This is a genomic window from Burkholderia sp. MSMB1835 (assembly GCF_001526365.1).
In the GTDB taxonomy this organism is placed as follows: Bacteria; Pseudomonadota; Gammaproteobacteria; order Burkholderiales; family Burkholderiaceae; genus Burkholderia.
Genome location: NZ_LOYP01000025.1, coordinates 179594 through 192500, shown reverse-complemented (window position 1 = coordinate 192500; position 12907 = coordinate 179594). Strand labels below are relative to the sequence as shown.

General features: G+C 67.8%; 12 protein-coding genes. 7 read left to right on the top strand and 5 right to left on the bottom strand.

From position 1 onward, the window contains the following. Positions 1–103: 103 nt before the first annotated feature. On the bottom strand, positions 104–1015 hold the full coding sequence (locus WS96_RS11505) for a LysR family transcriptional regulator (RefSeq protein WP_059832615.1): 912 nt from the start codon (positions 1013–1015) through the stop codon (positions 104–106). 166 nt (positions 1016–1181) lie between these two features. Between WS96_RS11505 and gcl the strand changes: the two genes are divergently transcribed. From gcl to lysM, 4 genes are all read left to right on the top strand, one after another. Then, positions 1182–2957, top strand: coding sequence for a glyoxylate carboligase (gene gcl, locus WS96_RS11500; protein ID WP_059832613.1), 1776 nt, complete (start codon positions 1182–1184; stop codon positions 2955–2957). Positions 2958–3001: 44 nt separating this feature from the next. Next, positions 3002–3811: a hydroxypyruvate isomerase gene (gene hyi / locus WS96_RS11495; protein ID WP_059832611.1), complete on the top strand. Its 810-nt coding sequence runs from the start codon at positions 3002–3004 to the stop codon at positions 3809–3811. Positions 3812–3852: 41 nt separating this feature from the next. Continuing rightward, a complete protein-coding gene (locus tag WS96_RS11490; RefSeq protein ID WP_059780987.1) occupies positions 3853–4743 on the top strand; it encodes a 2-hydroxy-3-oxopropionate reductase in 891 nt (296 codons plus the stop codon). Between the two features lie 520 nt (positions 4744–5263). Beyond that, on the top strand, positions 5264–5734 hold the full coding sequence (gene lysM / locus WS96_RS11485) for a peptidoglycan-binding protein LysM (RefSeq protein ID WP_059832610.1): 471 nt from the start codon (positions 5264–5266) through the stop codon (positions 5732–5734). A gap of 104 nt (positions 5735–5838) precedes the next feature. Here lysM and WS96_RS11480 read toward each other — a convergent pair whose 3' ends face one another. After that, positions 5839–6861, bottom strand: coding sequence for an asparaginase (locus WS96_RS11480; protein ID WP_059832607.1), 1023 nt, complete (start codon positions 6859–6861; stop codon positions 5839–5841). 271 nt (positions 6862–7132) lie between these two features. Here WS96_RS11480 and WS96_RS11475 point away from each other — a divergent pair, with 271 nt between their 5' ends. The 3 genes from WS96_RS11475 (at position 7133) to WS96_RS11465 (ending at position 8959) form a co-directional block, all read left to right on the top strand. Further along, entirely contained in the window at positions 7133–7423 is a 291-nt protein-coding gene (locus WS96_RS11475) for a PsiF family protein (RefSeq protein WP_011549641.1), read from the top strand. Between the two features lie 258 nt (positions 7424–7681). Then, positions 7682–8131 (top strand): hypothetical protein, encoded by a 450-nt coding sequence (locus tag WS96_RS11470; RefSeq protein ID WP_059832605.1) that lies wholly within the window; start codon positions 7682–7684, stop codon positions 8129–8131. A 240-nt stretch (positions 8132–8371) separates the two neighbouring features. Next, positions 8372–8959, top strand: a complete 588-nt coding sequence (locus WS96_RS11465; RefSeq protein WP_034207498.1) for a BPSL1445 family SYLF domain-containing lipoprotein — start codon at positions 8372–8374, stop codon at positions 8957–8959. Positions 8960–9082: 123 nt separating this feature from the next. On the opposite strand, the gene WS96_RS11460 is transcribed toward WS96_RS11465, so the two are convergent. The 3 genes from WS96_RS11460 to WS96_RS11450 form a co-directional block, all read right to left on the bottom strand. Next, positions 9083–10147: a glycosyltransferase family 4 protein gene (locus WS96_RS11460; RefSeq protein WP_034207499.1), complete on the bottom strand. Its 1065-nt coding sequence runs from the start codon at positions 10145–10147 to the stop codon at positions 9083–9085. A gap of 284 nt (positions 10148–10431) precedes the next feature. Beyond that, complete coding sequence (locus tag WS96_RS11455) at positions 10432–11607, bottom strand: AAA family ATPase (protein WP_059832602.1); 1176 nt, start codon at positions 11605–11607, stop codon at positions 10432–10434. A gap of 43 nt (positions 11608–11650) precedes the next feature. After that, on the bottom strand, positions 11651–12823 hold the full coding sequence (locus WS96_RS11450; protein ID WP_059832600.1) for a mechanosensitive ion channel family protein: 1173 nt from the start codon (positions 12821–12823) through the stop codon (positions 11651–11653). Between the last annotated feature and the right edge of the window lie 84 nt (positions 12824–12907).

Here is a 12907-nt window from a genome sequence, read left to right as displayed (position 1 = left end):
CGGCAGCGCGCGCACTCGATGACCTTACCGCCGCTGCGTCGAGTTTATTCCCGCGCGAAGCCGGCGAAGCGCAAAAATTTGCGAGACGAAGGGGCCGCGCCCGTTACGGCGTGCTGCTCCAGTAGCCGGGCCGCGCATACGCGTCGCGCAGATAGTCGATGAAGTAGCGCACGCGCGCGGGCACGTAGCGCTGCTGCGGATACACCGCGAGGATGTCGTAGTCGGGCAGCGCGTATTCGTCGAGCACGGTCTCGAGCTCGCCCGTTTCGAGTTGCGCGGCGATTTCCCAGGTCGAACGCCAGCCGAGCCCGAGGCTTTCGGCCACCCAGCGGTGCAGCAGCTCGCCGTCGTTGCAGTCGAGATTGCCGGTCACGCGCATCGTCACGATCTTGCCGTGGCGCTGGAAATACCAGCCGCGGTTCTGGCCGCCCTGCAGGTTGAACGCGAGACAGTTGTGCTTCAGCAGGTCGTCGAGCGACTTCGGCCGGCCGTGCTTGCGGAAATACCCGGGCGTGCCGCACACCACGCGCCGGTTCGACGCGAGCTTCACCGCGACGAAGTTCGGATCGACCGCGCCGCCGATCCGGATCGACAGGTCATAGCCCTCGCGCACGAGATCGACGACGCGGTCGGTCAGGTTGAACGACAGCTGCATCTCCGGCTTGTCGGCCAGAAAGCCCGGCGCGTGCGGCGCGACGTGCTTGCGGCCGAACGCGGCCGGCGCCGACACGATCAGGTGGCCGCTCACCGCGCGTCGCCCGGCGGCCAGCTCGTTCTCGGCCTGGTCCCATTCGGACAGCAGCCCGCGACACCGCTCGAGGAACGCGGCACCCTCCTCGCTGACCACCAGCCGCCGCGTCGAGCGGTACATCAGCTTCACGCCGAGGCGCTTCTCGAGCGCATCGATGCGCCGCCCGAGCACCACCGGCGACACGCCCTCCTCGAGCGCGGCCGCCGCGAGGCTGCCGGCATCGGCCACCCGCACGAACGTCTCGATCTGCTTGAAGCGGTCCATCTTCCGTCTCCGTTCCGACCTCGGCGGGAAGCCCCGTCCGACGGTCATTCCATACTTTTAGTTTCGAAATAAGCGACTTCGGCTGATCTTATCAAACCTTTCCTGCATCCCTAAAGTGTTCCCAACAGACCGATTCGCACGATCCGCCACATTCAAGGAGACATTCATGGCCAAGATGAGAGCCGTCGACGCAGCCGTACTCGTGCTCGAGAAGGAAGGCATCCAGACCGCGTTCGGCGTGCCCGGCGCCGCGATCAACCCGTTCTACTCGGCCATGCGCAAGTCGGGCGGCATCAGCCACGTGCTGGCCCGTCACGTCGAAGGCGCATCGCACATGGCCGAAGGCTTCACGCGAGCCGCACCGGGCAACATCGGCGTGTGCATCGGCACGTCGGGCCCCGCCGGCACCGACATGATCACCGGCCTCTACTCCGCGTCGGCCGATTCGATTCCCATCCTCGCGATCACGGGCCAGGCGCCGCGCGCACGCCTCTACAAGGAAGATTTTCAGGCCGTCGACATCGAATCGATCGCGAAGCCGGTCACCAAGTGGGCCGTGACCGTGCGCGAACCGGCGCTCGTGCCGCGCGTGTTCCAGCAGGCGTTCCACCTGATGCGCTCGGGCCGTCCGGGCCCGGTGCTGGTCGACCTGCCGATCGACGTGCAGCTCGCCGAAATCGAATTCGACATCGACACGTACGAACCGCTGCCGGTCTACAAGCCCGCGGCCACCCGCGCGCAGATCGAGAAGGCGCTCGCGATGCTGAACGACGCGGACAAGCCGCTGATCGTGTCGGGCGGCGGCGTGCTCAACGCGGCGGCCGAAGACCTGCTCGTGCAGTTCGCCGAAACGGTCGGCGTGCCGGTGATCCCGACGCTGATGTCGTGGGGTGCGATTCCCGACGACCACCCGCTGATGGCCGGCATGGTCGGGCTGCAGACGTCGCATCGCTACGGCAACGCGACGATGCTCGCATCCGACTTCGTGCTCGGCATCGGTAACCGCTGGGCGAACCGCCACACGGGCAGCGTGGAGGTCTACACGAAGGGCCGCAAGTTCGTGCACGTCGACATCGAACCGACGCAGATCGGCCGCGTGTTCGGCCCCGATCTCGGCATCGTGTCGGACGCGAAGGCGGCGCTCGAGCTGTTCGTCGCGGTGGCACGGGAATGGAAGGCCGCCGGCAAGCTGAAGGACCGCAGCGCATGGGTCGCGGAATGCCAGGAACGCAAGCGCACGCTGCAGCGCAAGACCCACTTCGACAACGTGCCGGTCAAGCCGCAGCGCGTGTACGAGGAGATGAACAAGGTGTTCGGCCGCGATACCTGCTACGTCAGCACGATCGGCCTGTCGCAGATCGCCGCCGCGCAGTTCCTGCACGTGTTCAAGGCGCGCAACTGGATCAACTGCGGCCAGGCCGGCCCGCTCGGCTGGACGATCCCCGCCGCGCTCGGCGTGCGTGCGGCCGATCCGAGCCGCCCGATCGTCGCGCTGTCCGGCGACTACGACTTCCAGTTCATGATCGAGGAGCTGGCCGCCGGCGCGCAATTCAAGCTGCCGTACGTGCACGTCGTCGTGAACAACTCGTACCTCGGGCTGATCCGTCAGGCGCAGCGCGCGTTCGACATGGACTACTGCGTGCAGCTCGCGTTCGACAACGTGAACGCGCCGGAACTGAACGGCTATGGCGTCGATCACGTGGCGGTCGCCGAAGGCCTCGGCTGCAAGGCGCTGCGCGTGTTCAAGCCGGAAGAAATCGAGCCGGCGCTGCGCCAGGCGCAAACGCTCGCCGAGGAGTTCAGCGTGCCGGTGGTCGTCGAAGTGATCCTCGAGCGCGTGACGAACATCTCGATGGGCACCGAAATCGACGCGATCAACGAATTCGAGGAGCTCGCCGAAAAGGCCGAGCACGCGCCGACCGCAATCTCGATGCTCGACTGAACCGCACGACATTTTTTGACTGACCGACCGAAGAGGCTTAGCTCATGCCGAAGTTTGCTGCAAACCTGACCATGCTGTTCAACGAAGTGCCGTTCCTCGACCGCTTCAAGGCGGCCGCGGACGCGGGCTTCGACGCCGTCGAGTTCCTGTTCCCGTACCCGTACGCGAAAGAGGAACTCGCCGAGCGGCTCGAGACGCACCGCCTGCGCCTCGTGCTGCACAACCTGCCCGCCGGCAACTGGGATCAGGGTGAGCGCGGGATCGCGTGCCTGCCCGATCGCGTGAGCGAATTCCAGGAAGGCGTCGGCCGTGCGATCGAGTACGCGAAGGCGTTGAAGGTGCCGCAGTTGAACTGCCTCGTCGGCATCCCGTCGGCGAGCACGGCGCGCGACAAGACGTTCGTCACGATCGTCGACAACCTGCGCTTCGCCGCCGACGCGCTGAAGCGCGAAGGCATCCGCCTGCTGGTCGAGCCGTGCAACCGCTTCGACATCCCGGGCTTCGCGCTGAACCGCTCGTCCGAGGGGCTCGACGTGATCCGCGCGGTCGGCTCGGACAACCTGTTCCTGCAGTACGACATCTATCACATGCAACGCATGGAAGGCGAACTGGCCGCGACGATCGAACGCAACCTCGCGTCGATCGGCCACGTCCAGCTCGCGGACAACCCGGGCCGCAACGAGCCGGGCACCGGCGAGATCAATTACGCGTTCCTGTTCGCGCTGCTCGACCGGCTCGGCTATGCCGGCTACGTCGGCTGCGAATACAAGCCCCGTACCACCACGACGGAAGGCCTCGGCTGGCTGCAAAGCGTGGCCGGCTGCGCACCGGCGTCGGCGCGTCGCGCCGCCTGAGTCGCGCCCTTCCCGTTTTCAGCCCTATAGGAGACTTTCACATGGCAACCATCGGTTTCATCGGCCTCGGCATCATGGGCGCGCACATGGCGCGCAACCTGCTCAAGGGCGACCATCAGCTCGTCGTGAACGGTGCGTTCCCGATTCCGGACGACCTGCGCGGCAGCGCGAAGGTCGTCGCGAACTCGACCGAAGTCGCGCAGCACGCCGACATCATCATCTCGATGGTGCCGGACACGCCCGACGTGCGTAACGTGCTGTTCGCCGACGACGGCGTCGCGAAGGGCCTGACGGCCGGCAAGCTCGTGATCGACATGAGCTCGATCTCGCCGCTCGACACGCAGGCATTCGCGAAGCAGATCAACGCGCTCGGCTGCGACTACCTCGACGCGCCGGTGTCCGGCGGCGAAGTCGGCGCACGCGAAGCGACGCTGACGATCATGGTCGGCGGCCCGGAAAAGGCGTTCGAGCGCGCGAAGCCGCTGTTCGAGAAGATGGGCAAGAACATCACGCTCGTCGGCGACAACGGTGCCGGCCAGACCTGCAAGGTCGCGAACCAGATCATCGTCGCGCTGAACATCGAGGCGGTCGGCGAAGCGCTGCTGTTCGCCGCCCGTTCGGGCGCCGATCCGGAGCGCGTGCGCCAGGCGCTGATGGGCGGGTTCGCCGCGTCGCGCATCCTCGAAGTGCACGGTGCGCGGATGACCAAGCGCACGTTCGATCCGGGTTTCCGCATCGAGCTGCACCAGAAGGACCTGAACCTCGCGCTCGACGGCGCACGCAAGCTCGGCCTCGCGCTGCCGCACACCGCGAGCGCGCAGCAGCTGTTCAGCGTATGCGCCTCGCACGGCGGCAAGGCATGGGATCACTCGGCCCTCGTGCGCGCACTCGAGATCATGTCGAACTTCGAGATCGAGAAGACGCAGGGCTGAGCGCACGCCGCGACATGCCGTCGCGTTCGGCGGCTGCTTCGCCGGTGCGTTCGGCGAATGCCGCGGCAAATGCAATGACGCGCGATCCGCCGCCACGGCGGATGCGCGAACGACACAGGCGACCCGGCCACGGCCGGTCGCATCGATGCGCGGGCACACGCGCATCACGGTGGGGCGCCCCGCCGCGTATCGCTGAAACGCGTGCGCGACGGGGCGAAAAACGCCGCTCTGGGCTGAGAGCGGCGTGGTGGGGTCCGCAGCGGCACCCGGCGGCGCCGGGGAAGCCTTGGTCGGTCAGACGTCGTCGTCGGGTGTCCGCCTGTCGGATTTCGCGTATTACATTTCTTTACGTTCGAGCGTGCGATTTTTCATGCAATCGTCGCGTTGAACGCCTACACTTTCGCCACGCCTTTCGAGAAAACCGCCGCGCTTGCGCGCCCTTCGGGGCCCGCATCCAGCGCGGTGTTTTTTTCGCCACTTCACGGCGCGTTTTCTTTTCAACCACCTAAGGAGTGCAACGATGGGTCTTCTTTCGTTTATCAAGGAGGCGGGTGAAAAACTGCTGGGTCACGCCGATGCGCAGGCAGCGGAAGATCCGAATGCCGCGAACCAGACTGCGGCCGATGCCATCAAGAATTACATCAGCTCGCAAGGTCTCGACACGTCGAATCTGACGGTCGCGTTCGACGGCGCGTCGCGCACCGTCACGCTGTCGGGCAGCGTCGCCGATCTCGACACGAAGGCGAAGGTCAAGGTCGCGGCCGGCAACGTGCAAGGCGTCGCGGGCGTCAACGACGACGATCTGCAGCCGGACGATCCGGAAGTGCAATACCACGACGTGAAGCCGGGCGACACGCTGTCGGCGATCGCCAAGGAAGTGTATGGCGATGCGAGCAAGTACCCGGCGATCTTCGAGGCGAACAAGCCGATGCTGTCGAGCCCGGACCGGATCTACCCGGGCCAGAAGCTCGTGATTCCGCCGCAGTCCTGATCGTGCAGCCCTGAGCGTTCTCGCAGCACCGACGCAAAAATGGCAGGCCACCGGCCTGCCATTTTTTCATGCGCGCCGCCCGCCGCCCGAGCGGCGGCCAGCCGTCACAGCGTATCGAACGCGTGCTGCAGTGCGTCTCGATCCCGAATGCCGTTCGCGAGCGCGAGCATCAGCAGCACGCGCGCCTTGAACGGGTGCAGCGAGCCCGCGCTCACGAAACCGAGCGCATCGTCGCTCGCGGCGCCGTTGCGCATCACATGCCCCGAACCGACGCGCGACGCACGGACCACCGCCACGCCCGCGTTCGCCGCATCGGCGAGCGCCGCCTGCAGCGCCGCATGGATCGAGCCGTTGCCGGTGCCCGCGACGACGAGGCCGCGCACGCCGGCCGCGACGAGCGCGTCGACGGCCGTGCGCGTCACGCCCGCATAGCTCGCGACGACTTCGACCGGCGGCCAGGTCGCGGCGATCGCCAGCTGCGTGTCGCGCGTGCGCGTGACGCGGCGCGCGAATTCGACGCGGCCGTCCTGCACCCAGCCGAGCGCGCCGAGCTCCGGCGACTGGAACGCGTCGACCGCATAGGTGCTCGTCTTCACGACATCGCGCGCGCCGTGGATCCGGTTGTTGAACGCGACCAGCACGCCCTGCCCGCGCGCGGCCGGATGCGCGGCCACCGTCACCGCGTTCAGCAGGTTCAGCGGGCCGTCGGACGACAGCGCGGTGGCCGGCCGCATCGCGGCCGTCAGCACGACCGGCTTGTCGCCCCGCACGACCAGATGCAGCGCATACGCGGTTTCCTCGAGCGTATCGGTGCCGTGGGTGATCACGATGCCGTCGACGGCCGGGTCGGCCATCAGCGCGTCGATCCGCGCGGCGAGCGTGTTCCACAGCGGCAGTGCGAGATCCTTGCTGTCGATGCTGGCGACCTGTTCCGCGTCGATGCGTGCGACCGACGCGAGCGCCGGCACGGCGTCGACCAGGAAATTGACGCCGAGCGCGCCGGCCTGATAGCCGGCCGTGCTGGCCGCGTCGGGCGCGGCGCCGGCGATCGTGCCGCCGGTGGCGAGTACGGCGATGCGCGGCAGTGTCGCCGCGGACGAAGGGGATGCGGTGTTCGGTGTATTCATGGCCGCGATTGTAATGGCTCCCGGCCGCGAGCCGGCAGGTTCCGGCGCGGCGGCCGACGACAGCCGGCGCGCATCATGGTTTGTCCCGATCTCCGGGCCGCGCGCGGCGTCAACGGCCGTGGCGTCCGCAACGTTATAGAAAGTGCCGTTTTGGTGTTTTCACCTTGATTTGCCATAATCGGAGCGCGTGGTGCGATGCGGCCCTGTCCTCATCGCGTCGTACTTCGTGACGGCGTCGATCACACGCAATTCACCCCATGGGAGTGTCGAAATGAAAATCCAATCGCTCGTAGCCGCAGTGCTTCTCGGCGGCATGCTGGCTTCCCCCGCCTTCGCGGCGAACAGCCAGCAGGACAAGATGAAGGCCTGCAACACCCAGGCAGCCGGCAAGACGGGCGACGAACGCAAGGCGTTCATGAAGGACTGCCTGTCGGCGAAGCCCGCGAAGGCGATGACGCAGCAGGAAAAGATGAAGGCGTGCAATACGCAGGCCACCGGCAAGAAGGGTGACGATCGCAAGGCGTTCATGAAGAGCTGCCTGAGCAACCAGCCGGCCGCCTGAGTCCCGGCGCTCCCGTCCCGAATGCCGCGTCCCGCTTCGGCGGGCGCGGCATTTTCGTTTTCGTTGCATGCGCATCGACGCATGCATTCCCGTCTTTCCCGCCCCGTTTTTTCCGACTGCCGGCCCGGCGCCGCCACATGGTGCGGCATTTCGCCGCGTTTTCTTCTATGATGGCTGCAACGCGGCCCACCCAAGACCAAGAAGCGCCATCGGGCCGCCCTCGAGACGGACGCGCACGCGCGTCAAACGGAGGCTTGGATGGCATGGAGACAACACCGCTGGTTCCGCCGCTGGCTGATCGTGATCGTGTTCTGGGCGGTGCCCGTCGCGATCGTCGCCGTACGCGAGATCCGCGAGGAAATGGCCTACAACAAGGCGGACCTGCAGCTCGCGCTGACCACCTGGCAGCTCACCGACGCGCAGCAGGCCGCCGGCGCCGCCGCGAAGTGTCACGGCGATCCTGACGAAGCGCGCGCGGCCGGCTGCCCGGCCGACGTGCTCGCCGCCAACGCGCCGCGCCAGCAGGCGGCGCGCGACGAATACGTGGTACGCCGCAATACGCTCGCGGGCTATCTGTGGCATGCGTTCGTCGGCTACTGGGTCGTCCCGGCCGCGTTCCTGTTCGCGTGCGGCATCGTGATCGCGCTGATCCGCCGCGCGCTTCGCCGCCCGCCGATCAAGCCGCCCGTTCCGCCCGTCACACACTGACACGGGCGCGCGCTGCACACGCCGCGCCCCCCCCCCCCGGCCGTCGCGCGCCCCGCATGCCGACCCGCCCCTCGCGCGTCGGCGCCGCATCGTCCGTTGGCGCGCCGCGACACCCCCACGCGATTTGACGCTTTTTCACGCGGCAACGAAAAGAGGCCGTAATCCGCTGTGATATAACTGCCGACGTGATCCGCTCCTTGAGCGAGACTCACTCCGAACGTCATCCGATGGAGAACAACGATGCAAAAACGGAATCTTGTGCTGAAAGCCGCCGCTGCGCTCATCGTCGGTAGCCTCGCGCTCACCGGTTGCACCACCACCCCGGACAAGCCGGACAACGCCGCGACCAACGCGTCCAAACGCCAGTCGATCGACGCGAGCGTCGACGCCACGCTGTCGCGCATGTACTCCACGGTCAAGGGTTCGCGCGAACTCGTCGCGAAATCGCGCGGCGTGCTGGTCTTCCCCGAAGTGCTGCAAGCCGGCTTCATCGTCGGCGGCCAGTCCGGCAACGGCGCGCTGCGCGTCGGCGGCAGCACGGTCGGCTACTACAACACGTCGTCGCTGTCGGTCGGCCTGCAGGCCGGCGCGCAGTCGAAGGCGATCGTGTTCCTGTTCATGACGCAGCAGGCGCTCGACGAATTCCGCAACTCGGACGGCTGGGCCGCCGGCGCCGGCGCATCGGTCGCACTCGTGAAGATGGGCGCGAACGGCGCGGTCGACTCCAACACGGCCACCGCACCGGTCCAGGTCGTCGTGCTGACCAACGCCGGCCTGATGGGCGACGTGTCGATCAACGGCACGAAGGTCACGAAGCTCAAGATCTGACGTTGACGCCCTGCTCGCGCGGGCCACGCGCGGGTCGTGCGCAAACGGCGATGTCCTCGCGGGCATCGCCGTTTTTTTATCCGCCGGCGCGCTGCGCCAACGCGGCCGGGTCGGTCGGGCCGCTCAGGTCGTCGAGTCGATCACCTTGAAGCGCGAGCGCTTCTGCGCGCGGATCACCGACTGGTACACGTCCACGTACTGCTGCGCCATCCGGCGCGACGTGAAACGCGCCTCGAAGCGCTGCCGCACGCGCGCACGCGGCAGCAGGTGCAGCCGGTTCACGGCGGCCACCGCGCTGATTTCATCCTCGACGATGAAACCCGACACGCCCTCGTCCACCACTTCCGGCACCGCACCGCGGTTGAACGCGATCACCGGCGTGCCGCACGACATCGCCTCGATCATCACCAGGCCGAACGGTTCCGGCCAGTCGATCGGAAACAGCAGCGCATGCGCGCCCGACAGGAATTCAGCCTTCTCGTGATCGGCGATCTCGCCGACGTATTCGACGTGCGGCAACGCGAAGAGCGGCTTGATCTCGCGGTCGAAGTATTCCTGGTCGGCCGCGTCGATCTTCGCGGCGATCCGGATCGGCAACCCGCACTGGCCGGCAATGCGGATCGCGGTGTCGACGCGTTTTTCCGGCGAGATGCGGCCGAGGAACGCGAGATAGCGCGGCTCGACCGGCTGCGGCATGTACAGCGTCTCGGGCAGCCCGTGATAGACGGTCGTCAGCCATTTCGCCTGCGGCAACGGCTGGCGCTGTGAATTGGAAATCGAGATCACCGGCGCCGTGTTGAACGTGTCGAACACCGGTTGCTGCTCGGGCAGGTCGAGCCGGCCGTGCAGCGTCGTCACGTAGGGCGTTTCCTGCCGGTTGAAGACCGAGAACGAGTAGTAGTCCATGTGGAAATGGAGCACGTCGAAATCCTTCGCGCGGCGCGCGACCGTCTCCATCAGCAGCATGTGCGGCGCGACCCGGTCGCGGATCGACGAATCGAGTCGCAGCGCGCGCGGCCACACGGGCTCGAGCTTCGCCCGCGTCGTCGAATCGCCGCTCGCGAACAGCGTCACATCGTGGCCGAGCTCGACGAGCGCCTCGGTGATGTAGGACACGACGCGCTCCGTGCCGCCATACAGCTTCGGCGGTACGGATTCGGTCAGCGGGGCGATCTGCGCAATTCTCATGGTCCACGTCTCCTGTGTCCTGTCCGTTGCGGGACGGCCCGCAGCGCCGCGCTTGCGCGCGCACGCCCCGCGTCCATCCCGCGCCGGCCGACGCGGCGCCAGCCGGATATCCCATTATTATTCGCGATCCCGATGAGCGGAACCGCCGGTCTTTCATTTTTTGGGGGTTGTTACAGACCGGATACATTCCGCCGAGCGGGCCCGGCCGCCTCGCATCGAGGCCGCTCGGCGCCGATCCGGTGCCTTCGCGCGCCGTTCGCGACCCAACGCACACCATCAGGCCGTCAGCGCGACGGCCACTTCCAGGCCGGCAGGTCGCGCGAGTCGGCATCGACGAGCGCGGTCGCGCCGAGCTGCTTGTCGAGCACCAGCGATTCGCAGCCGGCCTCGCGCTCGAGCGTCGCGATGAGCCGCGCCGCGTGCGACACGACCAGCACCTGCGAATGCCGGGCGGCCTGCGCGATCAGGCGGCCGAGCGCCGGCAGCAGATCGGGATGCAGGCTCGTCTCGGGTTCGTTCAGCACCATCAGCGCCGGCGGCCGCGGCGTCAACAGCGCGGCCGCGAGCAGCAGGTAGCGCAGCGTGCCGTCGGACAGCTCGGCCGACGCCAGCGGCCGCAGCAGCCCCGGCTGGCGCATCAGCACGTCGAAACGGCCGCGGCCGCCCGGATTGTCGATCTCGACCGACGCGCCGGGAAACGCGTCGTCGATCGCCGCGTCGAGCGCCGCCGCGTCGCCGATTTCGCGGATCGTCTGCAGCGCGGCGGCCAGGTCGGCCCCGTCGTCCGCGAGCACCGGCGTATGGGTGCCGATGTGCGACTGGCGCGCCGGCGCCTGCGCATCGGTCCGGAAATGGTCGTAGAAGCGCCACGAACGAATCCGTTCGCGCACCGCGATCATCTCGGGCGCGCCGGTCGGATCGGCGAACTCGGTCATCATGCTGTCGAAGCTCGCGACCGGTTGCGGAATCGTCCGCCAGTCGCCCGACGCGGTACGCGCGCGAATCTGCGCGCCCTGCCGGTCGACCAGCAGCGCGGACGGGCGCGGCAACGCGCCGCCCCAGATGCATTCGCGCTTGATCACCGGATCGAGCGCGAACTGCGAGCTGCTCGGCAGCGGCAGGCCGAGATCGATCGAATAGCCGAAATCGTCGCACGCAAAGCCGAGCTTCAGGCTCACCGGCCCGTTGCGCACGGTGCCCGTCACCGGCACCTCGCCGGCCAGCATCGCGCGCGAGAAGCGCTCGGGCCCGGCCCACAACGTCGACGGCAAGCCGCCCTCGCGCGCGAGCGACGGGATCACGCGCCCCTGCGCGGTGTCGGCGAGCAGCCTCAGCGCGCGGTACACGCTCGACTTGCCGCTGCCGTTCGGCCCCGTGACGACGTTGAGCGCCGCGAGCGGCACGATCAGCTCGCGCAGCGAGCGGTAATTGGCGATGGCGAGCGTCTTCAGCGCGGTCATGGGAATGGGCGATGGGGCATGGCAGGCCGGCGCCGGGCCGCGTTCAGCGGCCGTCGACGGCCTGCGGGTCGGCTGCGGTGTTGGCCGCCGTGCTGGCGGCAGGCGAGCGCGCGTGCGGCCGTTCGGGATTCGGCGCATCGGGCGCGGATTCGTGCGGATACAGCTCCATCCGGCTGCGCGGCAGGCATTGCGGATAGCGGTTCTGCAGATAGGCGATCAGCCCTTCGCGCACGCGGCAGCGCAGATCCCAGCACGACGACGAGTCGGCCGCGCTGACGAGCGCACGCAGTTGCATCGTGCGCTCCGTCGCGTCGGTCACCTGCAGCACCTGCACGCGGCCGTCCCATTCCGGCGCGGCGTGGACGAGCCGTGCGAGTTCCTCGCGCAGCGGCGCGAGCGGCGTGCGGTAATCGACCGACAGGTAAACGGTGCCGATGATCTCCGCGCTGCTGCGCGTCCAGTTCGTGAACGGGTTCTCGATGATCCACTGCAACGGCACGACGAGACGCCGCTGATCCCACAGCCGCACCGACACGAACGAGCCGGTGATTTCCTCGATGCGCCCCCACTCGCCCTGGATCACGACCACGTCGTCGAGCCGGATCGGCTGCGTGAGCGCGATCTGCAACCCGGCAATCAGGTTGCCGAGCACCGGCCGCGCGGCGATACCGGCGACCAGCCCTGCCACACCGGCCGACGCCAGCAGGCTCGCGCCGATCTGACGCACGTTCGGGAACGTCATCAGCGCGGCGCCGGTGCCGATGATCACGATCAGCACCATCACGGTCCGCACGAGTACCTTGGCCTGCGTATGGACGCGCCGCGCCTGGAGGTTGTCGGCCGTGTCGATCGGATGGGCCTGGATGATCGCGTCGCCGACGCCGGCCGCGAGCCGCACCAGCAGCCACGTGAGCGACACGATGGAGCCGACGGCAGCCGCGGTGCGCATGCCGCGCACGAACGACATGCCGTCGTCCGCCTGGAGCCACAGGAATTCGAGCGCCAGCAACGCCAGCACGACGAGCGACGGCTTGTCGATGTAGCGCAGGATCGCGCTCATCAGCGGATACGGCTGCGCGACGCGCTTGACGATGCGTGCGCCGAGGCGGTGCACGACCGCGACGACCAGTATGACGATGACCGACACGCCCAGCGTGCCGAGCCACGAATGCAACGGCGCATCGGCGATGCGCTGCAGTTCCTCGATTGAAATCATCGGCGCCCTCGCGTGATGAAGCGCACAGGCTTCGTCCTGGATGCGTCGGCGACGTCCGGGCCACGCACGCGCCCGGACACGGCG